Source organism: Paenibacillus campi, from assembly GCF_034659835.1.
Lineage (GTDB): Bacteria > Bacillota > Bacilli > Paenibacillales > Paenibacillaceae > Saccharibacillus > Saccharibacillus campi.
This window is the reverse complement of the sequence record NZ_JAXSQZ010000011.1, coordinates 20886-40036: the sequence shown is the minus strand read 5'-3', so window position 1 is coordinate 40036 and position 19151 is coordinate 20886. Positions and strand designations below refer to the sequence as shown.

Sequence of the window (19151 nt, the reverse complement as noted above, 5' to 3'; positions counted from 1 at the left end):
ACGGGAGTGCGTCCGCTTATCCTTATTCCGTACCACAGTGGTGTCTGCACTAGCACGCCAAGTTTGCGTACACGCCCTAGGTTGGCTTATAGCCTAATGTTGTTTTGGGTAGCGGTGAAAGACCGTATCTATTTTAACATGACAGACGGTGTTGGCAAATGACGAGCGTATGAACAATCAGGGATAGATGAACGCGAATGGACATAGGGCTGAAAAGGTAAGCGTAACAAGTGGAATATGAAAGTAAAAGTAAAAGTGGAATTTGAAAAGTGAAGGTGTAAAGTAAGCATTGAAAAGTGAACATCCAAAAGTGAACATCAAAAAGGAAGCTTCGATCAACGAAGCTTCCTTATCTTTCTAACAAATCAATTATTTACTGGATGAAGTGGAGGAACTAGTGGAACTGCCGCTACTTGGCGTACCGGTGTTGCCTGTTGTACCACTTGTTTCCGTATCGGTCGTGTTGGTCGTTTCACCATCAGCAGCTACCGGAGTCGGAGCGGTTTCCGTTTTGCTTAGCGCATCTTGCACGAACTGTTTTAGCTTTTGTTCATCGCTAATACCGATCACTTGTGCACCGCCAACATGTTTTTCAACGAGTAATTTGTCTGGTGGCAACTGGTCACTGCCGCTCATTTTGCTATCATACGCTACGCTGGCGAGTTTCCACAGATCGTCTACACTCAAGTTTGTATCAATATACGGATTTACCTGTTGCAAAATCGTTGGCAAATTCATAATCGAAGTCGTCGATTTGAGTTTGTTGCCAACAGCGGTCAAGAAGGCACGTTGACGTTCGGTACGGGCAAAATCGGACATCGCATCATGGCGGAAACGTACATATTCGAGCGCCGTTTTGCCGTCCAGATGTTGCATACCTGCTTTAAGATCGATATCATACTCATGTTTGTCGGCAGCGCTGACATAATGCATATCTTTTTCCACGTTATAATCGATACCGCCAACCGCATCGACAAGCTTAATAAAGCCCTGGAAGTCGGTATACACATAATACTGGATCGGGATACCGAGCACATCACTAACCGTTTTCATCGCGGTATCTGGGCCATGTGTAATCGCGGAGTTAATCCGGCTTTGTTGGTAACCTGGAATATCTACGTACGTATCACGCAAAATCGAAAATAGATGGATCGTCTTTTTGACTGGATCAAGCGAAGCGACAAGCATCGTATCAGAACGCGGTACTTCACCGTCATTGGAGTTACGGGCATCCACGCCCATCAGCAAAATATTAACAGGCTCTGTGCCTGTCCAAACCGGCGGTGCCGAGGCAACAGCGGTATTGTTAGCTACGTTTTTGAATGGGGAATCACTACCTGTTTTTTGCAGCGCACCGATCTGGCTATAGATTGCTGTAAAGTAATAAATGGCATAGCCGATGACAGCCACGGCGATAATGCCTAGGCTCCATAATAGCGTACGCTTTGTTTTTAATTTCATGCATGTTCTTCCTTTCAAAGATGGGGTTCGCGATGTATAAGGTTGTACCTCATCGTCGGCTACATAAATAGTGCTTGAACTGTGCTCTACCACTGCATTCTGCGAGATGCAGGGCGGATCAAAGTTAACGCAGTTTAATGCATTTGCATTGTGTTAACAATACCCGTACATTATAATTTCTTTTTGGGCAACAATCAATTTTCGCGCGACAGTGGAACAGGGATACATATTGCTGTCAATCCCCTTTTGCTGTTCACTATCATACGGTGGTTTTGCTACAAAAAAAAGAGCGTAAAAATGACAATCTTGTTACTGTGCAATATCTTTTGCAAAGCTGTTAGCGGCAGTACGACTTTTGCCTGTGATACGCCTCGTGAAAGTCGATCAACTATACATGTTGACACGATGATGTCCATACCAAAGGAGTGCATTATGCAAGCAATCGAAGTTCATCAACTACGCAAAACATTCCGTATTCAGCAAAGTCGTGGCGGGCTGAAGGGAGCATTACAAGACCTGTTCGCCAGACAATACCGTGAGGTGGCAGCGGTTAATGATATTAGCTTTACGATTCCACAGGGGGAAATATGTGGCTATATCGGTGAAAATGGTGCTGGCAAATCGACGACGATTAAAATGCTGACCGGCATTCTCGTACCGACATCCGGCGATATTCGGGTAAATGGCTATATTCCATATGCGGAGCGCGAGAAATTTGTCAACGGCATCGGCGTCGTATTCGGTCAGCGCAGCCAGCTGTGGTGGGATATCGGGGTGATCGAGTCATTTCAATTGTTGCGCAAAGTATATGGGGTAACCGAAAGCGATTTTCGCAAGCGGCTGGATGAGCTAGTTGAACGATTGGAGCTGCAAGAACTGCTTAGCCGTCCGGTACGCAAACTTAGTCTCGGACAGCGTATGCGCTGCGAATTGGTAGCGGCGCTGCTGCACAATCCATCGATCGTCTTTCTCGATGAGCCGACGATCGGGCTGGATATTGTAGTTAAGTCGGAAATTCGTGAGTTTCTGAAAGAGCTGAATCGTACGCAAGGCACGACCATTTTGCTAACGACCCATGATTTGCAAGATATTGAAGCGCTGTGCTCGCGTGTCATTATGCTCGATGCAGGCAGCATTATTTACGATGGCGGGCTGGATGAATTGAAATCACGGTGGGGCAGCGGACGGGCGGTACGGTTTCAGTTTGGCAAGGCGGTAGCAGCGGCACAGCTAGCAGCGTGGACGGAGGGGTTGCCAGTCCATTGGAGCCAGGAGAGCGAGCTGGTCGCGACCGCACTTGTGCCCGCGGACACGGCTGTATCCGAACTGTTTTCGCGTGTGTTAGGTGCGGCGGAAGTGACGGATGTGCAAATTTCCGAGACGAGCACCGATGAAATCGTGCGCCAGATTTACAGCTCTGGTTCAGCGGAAAAGCCGGCAGCAGGAGGCATCATTCATGTCTAGCTTGTATTTTGACTTTATTCGGATTCGCTTTTTGACGATGCTGGCGTATCGGGTTAATTATTATTCCGGCATTCTCGTGTACACGCTTAATATCGGTGTTTATTATTTTACATGGCAGGCGATTTACGGCGGTAAAGAGCAGCTTGCCGGATTTACGGCAGCGCAGATGACGACTTATGTGGCAGTATCGTGGATGGCGCGGGCGTTTTATTTTAACAATTTGGATCGGGAGATTGCGACCGAGATTCGCGACGGTACGATTGCGATTCAATTTATCCGTCCGTACAATTATTTGCTCGTCAAAATGATGCAAGGCTTTGGTGAAGGGCTGTTCCGGTTCACGATGTTTATGATTCCGGGTATGATCATTGCGATCTTGTTGTTCCCGGTACAATTGCCGACAAGCCTGATCTCATGGATCGGTTTTCTGATCATGCTGTTTTTTAGCTTTTTGATCAATACACAGCTGAATATACTCGTTGGGTTAATGGCGTTTTTTATTGAAAATAACGATGGACTGATGCGCATGAAACGCGTCGTTGTCGATCTGTTTTCCGGGCTGCTCATTCCGATTAGCTTTTTCCCCGGTTGGCTCGTATCGATTATGAATTTTTTGCCGTTTCAGGCGATTACGTATTTGCCGGGTTCGGTGTTTACAGGACGTGTGCAAGGGACAGGCATTTTGGCAGTGCTCGGGATTCAAGTATTATGGTTTGCGATTTTGCTTGTACCGATGATCATCGTCTGGCGCGCCGCCCGGGTGCGACTGTTCGTACAGGGAGGTTGAGTCGATGCGCAGCGCTTATTATGTAGGCTTGATTTGGGAGTATTTTACGAATTATATGAAAACAAGGCTGACGTACCGTGCCGACTTCTGGGTGGAAGTGATCTCGGATTTGCTGTTTCAGGCGACGAATTTGATCTTTATTTTCGTTGTGTTTGCCCATACGAATACGCTTGGCGGTTTTACCGAAGCGGAAGTGGTGTTTGTGTACGGTTATTTTATGGTGCCGTATGGGCTGTATAGCTGCTTTATTAATCTGTGGAATTTTGGTGATCGTTATATCGTCAAAGGCGAGATGGATCGCATTCTGACCCGTCCGGCGCACAGTCTGTTTCAAATTTTCCTCGAAAATCTCGACCCGCCTTCACTGATCGGTTCGGCAATCGGACTGATAATTATGGTGTGGAGCGGTGGGCAGCTTGGATTGGAGATGCAGTGGTGGTTTATTCCGGTATTGATCGTCATGGTAATTGGCTCGACGCTCATCTATGCGGGTATTTATATTATCCTCACCTCCGTCTCGTTTTATTCCGATTCACCAACCGGCATCATTCCGCTGATGGTCAATATTCAGACGTACGGACGATATCCGATTACGATCTATAACCGCGTAATCCAGATTGTTTTGACATGGGTATTGCCGTTTGCATTTGTTGGCATTTATCCAGCGGCATTGTTTTTGGAGCGGCAGGAAATGGTGACGATGGCATGGTTAACGCCGGTGATGGGGGTTGTGTTTTTTACGGTGAGTTTGTTGCTGTGGAATAGTGGGGTGAAACGGTATCGCGGGGCAGGATCGTAGGGGCGCGGTGGATTGAGTAGAGGGATGATGGATAGTTGGTTTGGTTGATGGTGATTTGGGGATAGTAGGTTTTGGGGATAGGAATGCAAAAAACAGCTTGCTTTGACATCAGTTTCCGGCGGAATAGGCTGGGAGATGATGGGGAGGGGCTGTTTTTTGTGTTTTATTTTTGGTGTTTAAATCTCATGCTTTTTTATGAGAGTCGCGCTTGAAATCTTTAATCGTGCAGATTACAAACAGAGTTCAATCTGTGCTTCCGCACGGAAAGCGACTTTTGACTGCCGCAGCGGGTCAAGTCCCCAGAGGGATTTCAATCCACGCTCCCGCACGGAGAGCGACCAAACTGGTTTAGCAAAACCACCCCTAAAGTTAAATTTCAATCCACGCTCCCGCACGGAGAGCGACCTGATGAGGTAGTACCTTATATCCTAGATCCTTATTTCAATCCACGCTCCCGCACGGAGAGCGACTAATTTTAATTATGCTCTAGAGTATAAAACAACAATTTCAATCCACGCTCCCGCACGGAGAGCGACATTGATCCGATTAGTAATTGCCATCCGCGTCACTCCAAATTTCAATCCACGCTCCCGCACGGAGAGCGACATCATATCGACCATTATAAATCATTCATAATGATTTCAATCCACGCTCCCGCACGGAGAGCGACTGCGGGCACTTTCAGCCCTTACACCCCAACGTCTTTCACGCCCAAAAGCGCGAACCTCCCTTTTAGGGTAGCCGAAAAGTCAGCAAAATACAACAAAAACGCCGCAATCCCTTGCCCAGCAAGGAGCGCGAACCTCCCAGGGATTTCATGTGAGCTTAGGGTTCGCGCTACAATCGGCTAATCATCGAATATTGAACGGCAGTTAGCAAGTATGCATAAACGTCTATACTGTCTCCAGCATCATTCCCTCAATCATGCGGATTCACAATCGCCATTGTCACATGATCTTGCCACACACCATTAATACGCACATTTTTCCGTGCCAACCCTTCACGCTCAAAGCCCGCCTTTTCCAGCACACGAATCGAGCCGATATTATGCGGCATTACCCCTGCTTCAAGGCGGTGAAAATGCAGCTGTTCGAACGCATATTGCACGACCAACTTCACCGCTTCGGTCATCAAACCTTTACCATTATGCTGCTGATCGAGAAAATAGCCGATCCAGCAGCTTTGCAAATTGTCGCGCACAACTTCGCTAAGCATGATCAAACCAATGATCTGCTCCGTCTCCCGCTGAATAATCACAAACCAATACCCATGATCTTGTGCCGCTCGTTCCATCCGTGACTGCGCCAATTCCCGCTGCCCTGCCAACGTATAAAAAGATTCAGCACGCGCACCCGTAAAATGCTGGAAAAAGTCACGATTGCGATTTTCCAATGCCAATACTTGCTCAGCATCACGCGTATCGATTAAACGTACTTGGATGCGTTCTGTTTGTAATAGGTTGGATGTTGGGTTCATCGAATCAAGCTCCTTTGCTAGTGGATGATAGTAACCGATGTAGGTTAAGGTTAGGTGTCGGAAAAGTGTAGGCACATCTATAATGTAGACGTCTCTTTTCATCCTAACATATCAATGAAGCGATCCCCATCTGATACGCATAACAGCCTGTAGTTAAATGGGTATATACGCTTAAGAACGTGATACTACCGATTGTACATAACGCCAATCCGATCTGTCCACACAGCATTGTTACTTGTTGTCGTGATTACACGTCAGCTAGCCAATTCATTGCGATTGAAAAACTGCCAGTCTGACACATCCAATAACGATGGGCAGGCAGACATGCTCTACGCTGACACGAACGCTCCTTTTCACAGCACCATCTTTCCACTATCATAAAAGTATGAACCGCTTCAGTTTCCATAATATAAATAAAAAGGAGTTATGATAATGAGCGAATTGCAAATTGGACAGCCTGCACCAGACTTCACGCTGGAAGCATCTGGCGGCAAAGAAATTTCATTAAGCGACTATCGCGGACGCAAAGTCGTACTGTATTTTTACCCGAAAGACAATACATCAGGCTGTACCCAGGAAGCATGCGATTTCCGCGATAGCACCGCAGGTTATGAACAATACGGCGCTGTCGTACTCGGCATTAGCCCGGACAGCGTAAAGTCACACGACAAATTTGTCGCCAAATACGAACTGCCTTTCCCACTGCTTGCCGATCCCGACCACGCAGTCGCTGAAGCATACGGCGTCTGGCAACTGAAAAAGATGTACGGCAAAGAATACGAAGGCATCGTGCGCTCTACGTTTCTAATCGATGAAGACGGAAACTTGCAACAGCAATGGCGTAATGTGAAAGTAAAAGGGCATGTGGAGGCAGTGTTGGAAGCGATTCAGTCGTAAAATGTGCTAACGCGTATGCGTACAGGATGAGTTTGACATCATCTTTGTCATCTTTGATGATGTTCAAATCTCTGTACATCAAACAGGAGCCGGTTATGATCAACCGCTCCTGTTTGTATTGTTGTTAGCCTCACGAACATCGACACAACACATGTAATTACAATAGTCGAATGCCAGTAGTGGAATAAAATAACGTTTCTTGTTGTAGTGGTGTCTTCAAACGATCCTACGTATCATTTTATTGTTCACAAAGGTCGGAAATAAGACCCTGTGCAGCTTAGTCTGGCGAAAATTACCCTTATCAAATGATCTGTAAAGGAGTTTGAAGACACGCCCTAGTACATTATTCCGATGTTGTAGCTGCTTTTGTATGAATCTGCACTGTATAACTTGCACGATCCCAATCGACATGAGCACCAATCGTTTCCGAAATAAAACGCAGTGGAATGAAAATGCTCTCATTCGCATATAACGGTGGAGCCGATAAAGGTACTTCTTTGCCGTTGACGATTGCTATGTTTTTGCCTTTGGTCAGAAGAATGCTAGTTGAACCGCTCGTAATCGCCACATCATTTTTATTCTTTCTATTCCAGACGACCGTTGCATTCATTTTCTCGAACAAACCGCGTACAGGCACATAAACTGCATTGTTAACGAGTATGGGAGCATTGGGCAGACGAAGTTGCTGTCCATTTAACTGTACAACAATCGCTTTTTGCACGATAACTGGTGTATTTGTGCCTTTCATAAATGGATTTCCGATGCCGAGTTGACCAGCGTCATTTATGCCAAAACTATGCACTATCCCAGTATTGTCGAGTGCCAGCGTAAATGCGTTACCGGATACTACTTGAGTAACATCGTTTAAACCGACGACCTGTGTAATCGCAGGAGGGGTAGTGGTTGGATCGATTTTCCATAACTTATGATCACTTGTTACTGCATAAATAAAGCCCCTTGAGCCATTATCTACTGAAATCACAGACGATGTTAACGTATAAACTGTCGGTTTCGGATTACCAGAAGATAAATACCAATAAAGGATTTTTCCTTGTTCATTCGTCGCTATAATCTCCTTATAACTCATTTGTATAGATACAATATGGTCACCGCCTTGAAGCTGGACAGGTGCTGTAACCCAATCATCGGCAGACCCCCATCCCCACAATGTACCATCTTTCTTTAAAGCAACCGAGTAATTATCATAGGAAGCAATCGCTTTGACCTGATCTAGCCCGGATAAGCGTACAGGCTTGTTAAAAACAGGTGTGTTCGCGATCTTGAGTTTGTCTAGTTGTCCCGCATTATTTCCGCCCCAGCCCCATACTTGCCCACTGTTGTCCAGAGCAAGAAAATGATCGGTACCTGTAGCCGTAGATACAATGTCTGTCAAGCCTGGAACTTGTAAAGGTGCTGTAGTTTTAAGACCGCTAGGATCATCAACACCCCATGTGTAAACCAACCCTTTGTTAGTCACTGCACTAGAATATACGCCTGCTCCAGGAGCAATGCTTGTAAAGACGATAGATGGGTCTGGAAAAGAAAGAGGAGAGAAGTGAATGTAGTTGTCGCCTGTCCCAGCATACTGCCCCGATCCTCCCCATGTCCATGTCGTTCCCTGCTTATCAATTGCGTAAGCGTTACCTAATGAAGCTTGTATGTAAACGATCGATTTCAAGGCATGAGCTGTGTTGTCTTGAGCTGCTGTTATGCGAACAGGTAACAACAAGCTAAAACAAAGGCAAAAGCATAAAAGTATAGTATATTTGCTGGCTTTCATAAATTGTTCCTCCTGAGCTAATATGGGTTTTATTACATAAAGAGTATATCGTATTACAGAGAAACAAACAAACTAAATTACTAAATAAAAAATAGATTTACAGATTGCTAATTAACTGATATAAGAATATTGTTGAGTAATAAAATACATAACTGAAGGAGGATAGAAGTCGGAATTATTGAATGAATAATACTTTAGAGGTGAGCGAATGAGAAAATTTATGTTGCTATTTATGATCACTTTTTTACTGCTTCAACTATTTTCTTTACAAAGTACAGAAGCCAGTAGTAATGACTGGAATGGTACTGTAACAGGAAATACATATGAGCAAAATAATAATTTGCCATCAACGTTTGTTAAAGTAACTAACTCAGCTAATGTCTCCAATCAAGATGTAAATGATTTTATTTTAAAAGCCCAGCAAATTATAAAAAATGAAAAACAAGCTCAAAATCCTCAAATATCACTTTTTTCTCAAAAAACATTAACCCCAAAAGAAGTCTATGATTATTTTTACATTGATGAATCCGATAAAGATTTATATTTTTATGAAGACGGTTCAAATCCAATAGCTAAAATTGTGGATTTGGATACTACAGTAGTAGGTAATACCTATATCAATCAAAATTCTAGCAATACGTATATGCAAAGTTTAGCTGCAACTTCTACAATCTCAGGTGGACTGGGAGCAAGAGTAATCATTCCTTCTTCTGGTAGTCTTTTAGAAGCGAGAATACACACTGATGGTAATGTAAAGCAATTAGATAATAATAAAGGTACGACATACACATATGTAGGTTTTACAGGAAATACAGAAGCTGATGCAGGATTACAATACAGTCCTTTACGTACGGATGGAAGTGGTGTTCAAGCTTGGAAACCTTATTTAAAAGTAGGCGGGGGAAGTCCATGGTCAACTGATACTATGCTAAAAGGTTATGATGCAGTACAGTATAAAAATGGATATATTCCTGGAGAGGATGTGCAAGTTAGTTTTTGGAAAAACTATGTTCATGATAATGTTAGTACAACTAGACTCAAACTACAAGGCACTGCTAAGTGTACCAATTATACATGTACAAATACGACTCCAACTAAACTAGCGGTTATAATGGAGAAAAATGGAACAGGAGTTTCGAATATTAGCGGTTATAAAATACTAGCTACTATAGCCGATACATCGGATTCTAAAGCTTTTGGTCAATTAAATACGTCCATAAACAATATTACTGTGGATGGGATATCTCAAGTACCTAAAGAATCCGCTCGAAGCAGTAACAGTAGCATGAGAGTATCGTCAAACAGTGTCACTTTTAATATAAGATAGTTATAAGAACAGAGTACCGATTGATTATATTCAATCGGTACTCTGTTTCATTGCATTGCTATCTTTTCATCAATAAAGAGACTCATTCCTCCGACTTCTTCTTCCCAAACCGATTCAGCAGCCAAACCCCCAGCTGCCGCCGATACTTCACAATTACCGCTGCCACAATCAGCCCGACGATAATCGTAATCGCCTCACCGGAATACCGGTGAAGCCAGTGGAAGATCAAATTCCATTGTGGCCCGAACAGCTTGCCGAGCAGCGAAAATGTTAACACCCACAGAAACGCTCCACTATACGCATACGCGGCAAAACGCCAAAACTTATAGTTCATAATGCCTGAGAAATACCCGGTAAAATGCCGTACCCCTGGAATAAAATAACCGACAAACACAAGTGTATAACCGTATTTATTAAACCACGCCTGCGCCTTATCGAGCTTATGCTCTGGCAGCAGTATCCATTTGCCGTATTTGCGCATAAACGGCAAACCGGCTTTTTTACCGATAAAATACGTAATCATCATCCCGATCGTCGTGCCTCCAAATGCACACAACAGTACTATACCAAACTGCAAATGTCCCATATACGATAAATAGCCGGCATAAGCCATCGTCGTTTCACCTGGAAAAGGTAAGGCGATAAACTCGAGCAGCAAGCCGAGAAATAGCACCGAATAACCATGATGCGTGAATAAAGACTCCAAATATTGCACAATTCCCATAAACTGGCCTCCACAAGCTAGAATGATTATTAGTATAATGCATGAAAGTGGCGCTTTTGTGCCCAAAAACGAGGCAGTAGTGTATTCATTTATTAACAGAAATTTCCAGTCCGATGTTTATATTATAGTATGATATCGGTGTAAAGCCAGTTGCTCCTATACGTGTGCGAGAGCGTAGATTGAAATTGTTGCACTACATGCTTATTTGCGGAACTAATCTCTGTCGCTCTCCGACTTATGGATTGCTCCTGCTATACTCTAATATTCAGCAACAGATAATCACGTTGAATAGGTAATATGATGCGTATCGACCCAGTTTTGAACCGCCTCGAACATAGCACTTTTGCGCGTTGCATAACAGACTAAATGTCCGCTTCCAGGGACGATTATCACTCGGGTATGCCGTGTACCTAGATGTGTTGCCAAATAAGCAGCACTTTTCATTTTGACCAGATGATCGCGATCTCCTTGTACGATTAGGACAGGGATTTGCACCTGCGGATAGATCGCCAATGATTCACGTACGATCCGATAAAATTCGCGTGTTGCTGTAGCAGGCACAACGCAAAAATTACGGATATACGCCTTCACCATCTGCCATTGAAACAATGTGCGTATAATCTGCTGCGGATTGAGCGGGAATACAGGCGCAGATAACATCGTTAACGAGCTAATCTGATTCGGATATTTCACGACCAGATGAGCCGCAATTAATGCGCCTGTTGAAAAGCCGATCAGGTGTATAGTGGAATAGGTCGTTAACAATTGCTTGCATTGCACTTCAGCGCTATGTATCCAATCGTGCCGAGTCGCCTTGCGAAGATCGGCTTTACTGCCACCATGTCCTGGTAAAGTAAACATTTGCACAATATACCCTTGTGCCTCTAAATATGCAGCTATCGGAGAGACTTCATGTTCTCCTCCTGTAAACCCGTGGATGAGCAAACATACTTTCACAATAAGCTCCTTTGGTGTTGAATAATGTAAAATGTGATCCAGTGCGTTGATTCATACAGTGGAACGATCCAAATGCTAGATTCCTATCATAACGGTTTATCGTATCGTATGAAAAGTTTGGCAATAGAGAAGAAGTTATCGTACTACCATCAAAACTACGATCAAAGTGATGGCAGTTATATAAGTATATGCGTACAAGAGAAGGCGGTGTGCTGCTGCTAATCAACCTGCTTTTATTATAACGGAAGCTTCCAGCCAGATGTGGATATCATAGTTGCACTTCATCTTTAACGGTTATGAAAAAAATAATGAAATCATTTGAAAAATGCTGAAATCTAGGTACGACAAGCCTTGACGGTCTCTTTTGGGGATAGGTATAATTAGACTCATTGAAAAGTGGGAGGCACATGAATGAACAGTCCAAATGAAATTATCGTTGTCCTTGATTTTGGTGGACAATACAATCAGTTGATTGCAAGACGTATTCGCGATCTTGGCGTGTACAGTGAACTTTTGCCTTTTAATACCCCTGTCGAGAAAATTCGTGAACTGGCTCCAAAAGGAATCGTGTTCTCCGGTGGCCCATCGAGCGTGTACGCAGAAGATGCTCCGCATGTGGACCCGGCTATTTATGATCTGAATGTGCCAATCTTCGGTATTTGTTACGGTATGCAGTTAATGGCTCAACAATTGTCCGGTAAAGTAGAACGTTCCGCCAAGCGTGAGTACGGCAAATCCGATGTTGATTTTATGCCGCATTGCGCGCTCAACAAAGGCATGGAAGCAAGCCACACCGTCTGGATGAGTCATGGTGACCATGTGGTCGGTCTGCCGGAAGGTTTTGTCGTCGATGCAAGCACCGAATCCGCACCGATTGCAGCGATGAGCAATGCAGCACGTCAATTGTATGCGGTACAGTTCCACCCGGAAGTACGTCACTCCGTATTTGGTAACGAAATGATTCGCAACTTCCTGTACGAAGTGTGTAACTGTCATGGCGAATGGAGTATGCAAACATTTATCGACGATACGATCGCAGATATCCGTAAGCAAGTTGGCACCAAAAACGTATTGTGCGCACTAAGCGGCGGCGTAGATTCGTCCGTTGTAGCCATTTTGCTGCACAAAGCGATTGGCGATCAGCTCACTTGTATGTTTATCGATCACGGTTTGCTGCGTAAAGGTGAAGCCGAGAGCGTTATGGAAACATTTGTCGGCAAATTCGATATGAAAGTCGTCAAAATCGATGCACAGGAGCGTTTCCTGTCCAAACTTGCTGGCGTAGACGATCCTGAGCAAAAACGTAAAATTATCGGTAACGAGTTTATTTATGTATTTGACGAAGAATCGAAAAAGCTGGGCGACTTTGCTTATTTGGCACAAGGTACACTGTATACCGATATCGTCGAGAGCGGTACGGCAACAGCACAAACGATCAAATCCCACCACAATGTCGGCGGTCTGCCGGAAGATATGGAATTTGAACTCGTTGAGCCACTGAAAACATTGTTCAAAGACGAAGTGCGCAAAGTCGGTGAAGAATGCGGCTTGCCACGCGCCATCGTATGGCGTCAACCATTCCCAGGCCCAGGTCTGGCAATTCGCGTACTGGGCGAAGTAACCGAAGACAAACTAACGATCGTCCGCGATTCCGACTACATCCTGCGCGAAGAAATCGCCAAAGCAGGTCTGGAAAGTGAAATCTGGCAGTACTTTACAGCACTGCCGAATATGAAAAGCGTCGGCGTCATGGGCGATGCACGTACGTATTCGTACACGGTAGGGATTCGTGCCGTAACGTCGATCGATGGCATGACAGCAGACTGGGCACGCATTCCGTGGGATGTGTTAGAGAAGATTTCGGTGCGTATTGTGAATGAAGTAGATAATGTGAATCGGGTTGTGTATGATATTACTTCGAAACCGCCGGCTACGATTGAGTGGGAGTAGGAAGAATTTAATATAACTAGTGAAAAAACAGTCTGGTCATAGATCATGCTGTTTTTTTTATATTTTTAATATTTCGTCCCAAATAAATTTTTTTTGTCCCTTATTGTGTTATGATATTATATGAAAAGGAGTGAGAAAAATGAAGAAGAAAAATGTTTTAAATTTAATAAAGTATCATGTCGAGAGTAATAACTTACAATTTAGGAATGAAGCAATTGAAATTGCACGTTACTTCGATTCGATTGGTGATCATCAATTAATGGAGTATATTATGAGTTTAGTTTCAAATACTAACACATTTGTTCCACAGAATTATGAATTTGAAAGTTTGTTTTTGAGGGAACTTGAATTGAATATTGATCCTTTGCCTCTTCCTAAATTAATTGCAGAAGATATAAAAGGGATTATAAATGCCGTTAATCATAGAATAGGTATTAATAAATTTTTATTTAAAGGCTCTCCAGGTACAGGTAAAACAGAAACTGTTAAACAAGTTGCAAGATTATTAGAAAGAAAGCTGTATATGGTTGAGTTTAGTGAATTAATTGATAGTAAAATGGGACAAACGTCAAAAAATATTGTGACGATATTTAATGAAATCAATAAAATGCCTAACCCCTCTAAAGTCTTAATATTATTCGATGAGATAGATGTGATAGCTTTAGACAGAATTAATTCTAATGATCTTAGAGAAATGGGACGTGTAACATCCACTATCTTAAAGGAACTAGATAAATTAAATGAAGATGTAGTATTGATAGCTACGACTAATTTATATGATAATTTTGATAAAGCATTAACTAGAAGATTTGATACTGTAATCGACTTTGATAGATATGAAAAAAATGATTTAATTGAAATTTCAGAAATTATTCTAAATTCATTACTAAGAAAATTTAAAAATTCTAGTAGAGATATGAAACTTTTCAAAAAAATTATAAGTAATATGGATCCTATCCCCAATCCAGGTGAATTAAAAAATATAATTAAGATATCACTAGCATTCAGTGATCCCAATAATGAATTTGATTACCTTAAAAGACTATTGAATTTTATAATAACAAAACCTAATGAAATTGAATTGAAAGAATTGCAGAGTATGGGATTTACTTTGAGAGAAATAGAAATATTAACTGGTGTGTCAAAAAGTCAGGTTTCTAGAGAATTAAAGGGAGAATAATATGAACGATATCTTGCAATTAAAAGGTAACTTTGAACAAAAATCATCTACTGGACCACAAGGCGCTCCCAAACTAGCCAATAATAAAGTTGTTACTGCAACTCATTTAGAACAACTCGTATCTGATTTAGTTGAAATGAATAATTTTTGGAGTTCTCAAACTATTATAAAAGGTTCTTTGATTAGCGTTTACTATAATAAGATAGTAGCTAAGAGTAATAGAATTAGTGGTTTTTTTTCATCTACCAATAGTCCTTCGAATTCTACAATAGTTGGTGCGAAATTTTCAAAGGAACGTAATAAACATATCATTACGCATTATGTTTCTTTAGCATGTGTTCAAAAAACTATAGATTTTTCTAGAAAGACGACTAAAATTCTCGTCGAAAAATTTAATGGTTCTATAGATCATATTGAATTTAATGCCAAAGGAAGTTTAAAACATATTGATTTTAACGCTTACGGTATATCAAAATCTAAATTTCAACAATTTATTGTAGATGCTTCTTATATCGAGAAGTTTGATATTGAAAATAGTGAGGTTAAACCCAAGCAAACTTCAATCGTTACTCTTTATGATATTGGTACTGATACAAGAGAACTTTTAAATAAACTCGGTATTAAAGTTCTTAGTCATAGAGTTCTCGATAATACAACCATTCTATTAGATGAGAATTATTTGGAGTTACTATTGGAAAAAGCACCTTATTTAGTTGCAATGGCTATTGAGAATATTTCTGAACTAGCTCCTATTGATTTTGTAGAGACTTTTGACGAGGAAGAAGCTTTAATACCAAAGCCTGAAAACGAACCCACTATAGGAGTGATTGATACACTTTTTGATAAAAGAGTTTATTTTGGAGATTGGGTAGAGTTCCATAATATGATTGATAAGAATATTCCTATCGATGCTTTTGACTATAAGCATGGTACTTCGGTTTCATCTATTATTGTTGATGGTCCGTCAATAAATCCTAACCTTGATGATGGTTGTGGTAGATTTAAAGTGCGTCATTTTGGAGTGGCTACAAGTAAGGCTTTTAATTCTTTTACTATAATTAGGGCTATTAAAGAAATAGTGGCAAGTAATAAAGATATAAGAGTATGGAACTTATCTTTGGGTTCAAATGATGAGATTAATGAAAATTTCATATCAGCAGAAGCATCTGTTCTTGATCAAATCCAGTTTGAGAATGATGTGATTTTTGTGGTCGCTGGTACAAATAAGCGAATAACTGAAGGTAATAAGCGTATTGGGGCACCAGCAGATTCAATAAATTCATTAATCGTAAATTCAGTTGATCTGAAAAAACAATCAGTTGCTTATTCAAGACAAGGAATCGTTTTGTCTTTTTTTACAAAGCCCGATATAAGTTACTATGGAGGTTCAACTGGTGAGTATATGTCAGTTTGTGAACCGCTTGGAAAAGCACTTGTTACCGGCACTTCTTATGCTGCCCCTTGGATGGCAAGAAAATTATCATATTTAATTGACATCATTGGAGTTAATAAAGAGATTGCTAAGGCAATGTTAATAGATTCTGCTATTGGTTGGGAGCCTAATGAGGATTTTTTGGAATTATCTTTAAAGGGGCATGGAGTTGTTCCTATAAGAATTGAAGACATCATTACATCTCCAGACGACGAAATCAAATTTGTAGTTTCAGGTGTATCAGAAAAATATGATACATTTAATTACAATTTCCCTGTTCCAGTTCATAATAATAAGCACCCATTTATTGCAAAAGCAACATTGTGTTACTTTCCAAAATGTTCAAGAAATCAAGGTGTTGACTACACAAATACTGAGCTGGATATTTACTTTGGAAGAATTAAAAATGATGGGAAGCTTGAAAGTATTAATAAAAATAAACAAAGTATTGAAGGAGAAGAAATTTATTTACATGAACAAAGTGCTCGAAAGGTGTTTAGAAAATGGGATAATGTTAAGCATATTTGCGAAAAGTTGAAGTTGAGTTCTAGAGGAAAAAAAGTGTATGAGAATAAGATGTGGGGTATGAGTATTAAAACAAAAGAAAGATTGAATGGACGAGATGGCGAAGGTATTCGTTTTGGTGTGGTAGTCACTCTAAAAGAGATAGATGGGGTTAATCGAATCGAAGAATTTATTCAGCAGTGTAGCTTAAGAGGATGGTTAGTTAATAGAATTAATGTAGAGAATAGAATAGATATTTATGAAACTTCAAATCAAACATTAGATTTAGAATAATTTAATTATTCGTATAAAACTAATCTACATTCCTTCACTCTTGAATCTTAAGTAGTTTTGTTCTGATAAGAGCTTACGACTAAAGACTAAATTTATTATCTTTTTTCTTTTTATTAATAATTATGATAAAATAACCCCCTACATCAAAAAAGGAAGTGACCACCACTTGATCCAAATCACGATCCCTGAGCCGGACGTATCGATTACAAAACAAAGCAATCCACAACTGAGCCACATCTACGGATTTACCGATTTTCACCTTATTACGCGCGAACTTGGCGGCATCTATATGTTCTACAATGAACAAGATGAGCTGCTGTTCGTCGGTAAAGCTCGCAAACTTAGACCGCGTATTAAAAAGCATTTTGAAGATACCGTTTCACCGATCAAAAACCATCGTGACGAAGTGACACGAATCGACGTTTGCGTGGTGGAGGATGCAACCGAGCGCGAAATTTATGAGACTTATATCATTAATAGCCTGCATGCGCGTTACAATGTGGATAAAGTGTTTTATAAGTAAATTGCATATTTATGCGATATAAGCCCAAAACAGGCAAAAAAGCTGCTTCTCTGATCGAGAAACAGCTTTTTTTGTTGAATTACAGTTTGTACGCAAGCCCGCCTATGACGATGATCCCTTTAAATATATAGCATGATGTTATACAAATTCCGACTATAACTAAAAACATCTAGTAGTCTGTCTCAAATGGAAATTGTGTTTGAACGTACCTTAACCTATTCATCATCAAGCAATGGTTAGATCGACAAACTATAAATGTATTTGAGACAAACTACTAGTACCTTGACTGCATAGCATATTGGTTTTAATTCTACTGCCTGTCCTGATGAATAGAGGGAATCTGTGCAACATCAAACTATATATTTAAAACGGTCAGAGTATTAGCAGATTTAAAGCCAATATTAACAGCAGTCAAGCTACTACAACGGACGCGGTGTATAATCCAAATCATGGAACAATTGCTCCCGTTCCTTATCCGTCAAATCCCGCCATTTGCCTACTGGTAAGTTACCGAGCTGGATATTCATAATCCGTGTGCGGCGCAGTCCATGTACTTCATACCCAAGCGCTGCACACATACGGCGAATTTGGCGATTCAACCCTTGTGTCAAAATAATTTTAAACACATATTTGGATTGCTGTGTCACTTTGCAAGGCAGTGTCACCGTATCGAGAATTTCCACACCGGACGCCATTTTTTGCAAAAAAGCATGGGTGATCGGACGATCTACGGTGACGATATATTCCTTCTCATGCTTGTTTTCGGCACGCAAAATCTCATTGACGATATCGCCGTCATTCGTCAGCAAGATCAGTCCGTCGGAGTCTTTATCCAGACGACCGATATGGAAAATACGCAACGGATGATTGACAAAATCGACGATATTGCCTTTAATATGGCGCTCGGTCGTACTCGTAATGCCGACCGGTTTGTTGAGTGCGATGTACACATGTGCTTTTTTCTGCTCAGCACCGATTTTTTGACCGTTGTAGCGTACATCGTCACCTGGTTGTACTTGACTGCCAAGTTCTGCTATTACACCATTGATCGTTACTTTGCCTTCATTGATCCATTTATCCGCACCACGGCGGGAAGTCGCTCCGGATTCGCTAATATATTTATTAATTCGCATGTAGGACACACCTTTCTTTAGTTCCGCGATTGCTGATCTAGTTGCTGCAAGAGGGGGATAATAGTTGCAGCTGTGAACTGAATGATATTATATTAAGCACGCAACAATGATAGCCTGCTGCCTAGTTCGCTTCAGTCTATATCTAAGATACCCTTTTTGTCGTTTTTTTGAAAGGTTCTGCCTTGCTTAATGCTTAATATGCATCTTAATCGACTCATAATCACTTATAATGCTAGTTAGCAATAAAATGGTTTCGCCCACAAAATGGGCTCTGCTTAACATCTGAATCTACCGAATATGGATGGATTTCGGCGCTTTAGATAAGCGGGCGCGAGTGTTCTATTCGTAGTTGCGCTTAGCGTTTTTATTGATAAAGTGTATTCTAAATTGCTAAGTAACATGGTATGATTTTACTATTCATCCAGCAAAAAGTGGCTTGCAATTCCGATATTTTTAATTGCTT

Annotated in this window: 15 protein-coding genes and 1 CRISPR repeat array; of the genes, 9 read left to right on the top strand and 6 right to left on the bottom strand. The window is 41.5% G+C overall.

The features are described from left to right. Positions 1 to 369 precede the first annotated feature (369 nt). Positions 370 to 1461, bottom strand: coding sequence for an LCP family protein (locus U1I11_RS19710; RefSeq protein ID WP_322907840.1), 1092 nt, complete (start codon positions 1459 to 1461; stop codon positions 370 to 372). 432 nt (positions 1462 to 1893) lie between these two features. On the opposite strand from U1I11_RS19710, the gene U1I11_RS19705 reads away from it, so the two are divergent. From U1I11_RS19705 to U1I11_RS19695, 3 genes are read left to right on the top strand one after another with little or no spacing between them, the layout of a single operon-like run. Next, positions 1894 to 2925, top strand: coding sequence for an ABC transporter ATP-binding protein (locus tag U1I11_RS19705; RefSeq protein ID WP_322907839.1), 1032 nt, complete (start codon positions 1894 to 1896; stop codon positions 2923 to 2925). Continuing rightward, a complete protein-coding gene (locus U1I11_RS19700) occupies positions 2918 to 3712 on the top strand; it encodes an ABC transporter permease (RefSeq protein ID WP_322907838.1) in 795 nt (264 codons plus the stop codon). The genes U1I11_RS19705 and U1I11_RS19700 overlap by 8 nt, the downstream gene beginning before the upstream one ends. Positions 3713 to 3716: 4 nt before the next feature. Further along, positions 3717 to 4511 (top strand): ABC transporter permease, encoded by a 795-nt coding sequence (locus tag U1I11_RS19695; RefSeq protein ID WP_322907837.1) that lies wholly within the window; start codon positions 3717 to 3719, stop codon positions 4509 to 4511. Positions 4512 to 4751: 240 nt separating this feature from the next. Next, positions 4752 to 5181: direct repeats of the CRISPR family, unit length 32 nt; unit sequence ATTTCAATCCACGCTCCCGCACGGAGAGCGAC. Positions 5182 to 5429: 248 nt separating this feature from the next. On the opposite strand, the gene U1I11_RS19690 is transcribed toward U1I11_RS19695, so the two are convergent. Next, positions 5430 to 5987 (bottom strand): GNAT family N-acetyltransferase, encoded by a 558-nt coding sequence (locus tag U1I11_RS19690; protein ID WP_322907836.1) that lies wholly within the window; start codon positions 5985 to 5987, stop codon positions 5430 to 5432. A 432-nt stretch (positions 5988 to 6419) separates the two neighbouring features. Here U1I11_RS19690 and bcp point away from each other — a divergent pair, with 432 nt between their 5' ends. Further along, a complete protein-coding gene (gene bcp / locus U1I11_RS19685) occupies positions 6420 to 6884 on the top strand; it encodes a thioredoxin-dependent thiol peroxidase (protein ID WP_322907835.1) in 465 nt (154 codons plus the stop codon). 343 nt (positions 6885 to 7227) lie between these two features. On the opposite strand, the gene U1I11_RS19680 is transcribed toward bcp, so the two are convergent. Beyond that, entirely contained in the window at positions 7228 to 8664 is a 1437-nt protein-coding gene (locus tag U1I11_RS19680) for a stalk domain-containing protein (protein ID WP_322907834.1), read from the bottom strand. 208 nt (positions 8665 to 8872) lie between these two features. On the opposite strand from U1I11_RS19680, the gene U1I11_RS19675 reads away from it, so the two are divergent. Further along, a complete protein-coding gene (locus U1I11_RS19675; protein WP_322907833.1) occupies positions 8873 to 9991 on the top strand; it encodes a YrpD family protein in 1119 nt (372 codons plus the stop codon). An 82-nt stretch (positions 9992 to 10073) separates the two neighbouring features. On the opposite strand, the gene U1I11_RS19670 is transcribed toward U1I11_RS19675, so the two are convergent. After that, the gene (locus tag U1I11_RS19670; protein WP_322907832.1) at positions 10074 to 10715 is read right to left on the bottom strand and encodes a DedA family protein; all 642 of its coding nucleotides are present in this window, start codon (positions 10713 to 10715) and stop codon (positions 10074 to 10076) included. A gap of 279 nt (positions 10716 to 10994) precedes the next feature. Beyond that, a complete protein-coding gene (locus tag U1I11_RS19665; RefSeq protein WP_322907831.1) occupies positions 10995 to 11672 on the bottom strand; it encodes an alpha/beta hydrolase in 678 nt (225 codons plus the stop codon). Positions 11673 to 12083: 411 nt separating this feature from the next. Between U1I11_RS19665 and guaA the strand changes: the two genes are divergently transcribed. The 4 genes from guaA (at position 12084) to U1I11_RS19645 (ending at position 17555) form a co-directional block, all read left to right on the top strand. Continuing rightward, positions 12084 to 13622, top strand: a complete 1539-nt coding sequence (gene guaA / locus U1I11_RS19660; RefSeq protein WP_322907830.1) for a glutamine-hydrolyzing GMP synthase — start codon at positions 12084 to 12086, stop codon at positions 13620 to 13622. 139 nt (positions 13623 to 13761) lie between these two features. After that, a complete protein-coding gene (locus U1I11_RS19655; RefSeq protein ID WP_322907829.1) occupies positions 13762 to 14802 on the top strand; it encodes an ATP-binding protein in 1041 nt (346 codons plus the stop codon). A gap of 1 nt (position 14803) precedes the next feature. Continuing rightward, entirely contained in the window at positions 14804 to 17032 is a 2229-nt protein-coding gene (locus U1I11_RS19650; protein WP_322907828.1) for a S8 family peptidase, read from the top strand. 166 nt (positions 17033 to 17198) lie between these two features. Next, positions 17199 to 17555 (top strand): nucleotide excision repair endonuclease, encoded by a 357-nt coding sequence (locus tag U1I11_RS19645; RefSeq protein WP_322907827.1) that lies wholly within the window; start codon positions 17199 to 17201, stop codon positions 17553 to 17555. A 419-nt stretch (positions 17556 to 17974) separates the two neighbouring features. Here U1I11_RS19645 and rluF read toward each other — a convergent pair whose 3' ends face one another. Next, positions 17975 to 18688, bottom strand: a complete 714-nt coding sequence (gene rluF / locus U1I11_RS19640) for a 23S rRNA pseudouridine(2604) synthase RluF (RefSeq protein WP_322907826.1) — start codon at positions 18686 to 18688, stop codon at positions 17975 to 17977. Positions 18689 to 19151 lie beyond the last annotated feature (463 nt).

What these genes read in the sequence shown, in the direction of transcription:
- U1I11_RS19675 (WP_322907833.1), top strand. Translation starts at nt 8,873, where the DNA reads ATGAGAAAATTTATGTTGCTATTTATGATCACTTTTTTACTGCTTCAA.
- bcp (WP_322907835.1), top strand. Translation starts at nt 6,420, where the DNA reads ATGAGCGAATTGCAAATTGGACAGCCTGCACCAGACTTCACGCTGGAA.
- U1I11_RS19650 (WP_322907828.1), top strand. Translation starts at nt 14,804, where the DNA reads ATGAACGATATCTTGCAATTAAAAGGTAACTTTGAACAAAAATCATCT.
- U1I11_RS19700 (WP_322907838.1), top strand. Translation starts at nt 2,918, where the DNA reads ATGTCTAGCTTGTATTTTGACTTTATTCGGATTCGCTTTTTGACGATG.
- rluF (WP_322907826.1), bottom strand. Translation starts at nt 18,688, where the DNA reads ATGCGAATTAATAAATATATTAGCGAATCCGGAGCGACTTCCCGCCGT.
- U1I11_RS19655 (WP_322907829.1), top strand. Translation starts at nt 13,762, where the DNA reads ATGAAGAAGAAAAATGTTTTAAATTTAATAAAGTATCATGTCGAGAGT.
- U1I11_RS19670 (WP_322907832.1), bottom strand. Translation starts at nt 10,715, where the DNA reads ATGGGAATTGTGCAATATTTGGAGTCTTTATTCACGCATCATGGTTAT.
- guaA (WP_322907830.1), top strand. Translation starts at nt 12,084, where the DNA reads ATGAACAGTCCAAATGAAATTATCGTTGTCCTTGATTTTGGTGGACAA.
- U1I11_RS19695 (WP_322907837.1), top strand. Translation starts at nt 3,717, where the DNA reads ATGCGCAGCGCTTATTATGTAGGCTTGATTTGGGAGTATTTTACGAAT.
- U1I11_RS19680 (WP_322907834.1), bottom strand. Translation starts at nt 8,664, where the DNA reads ATGAAAGCCAGCAAATATACTATACTTTTATGCTTTTGCCTTTGTTTT.
- U1I11_RS19710 (WP_322907840.1), bottom strand. Translation starts at nt 1,461, where the DNA reads ATGAAATTAAAAACAAAGCGTACGCTATTATGGAGCCTAGGCATTATC.
- U1I11_RS19705 (WP_322907839.1), top strand. Translation starts at nt 1,894, where the DNA reads ATGCAAGCAATCGAAGTTCATCAACTACGCAAAACATTCCGTATTCAG.
- U1I11_RS19690 (WP_322907836.1), bottom strand. Translation starts at nt 5,987, where the DNA reads ATGAACCCAACATCCAACCTATTACAAACAGAACGCATCCAAGTACGT.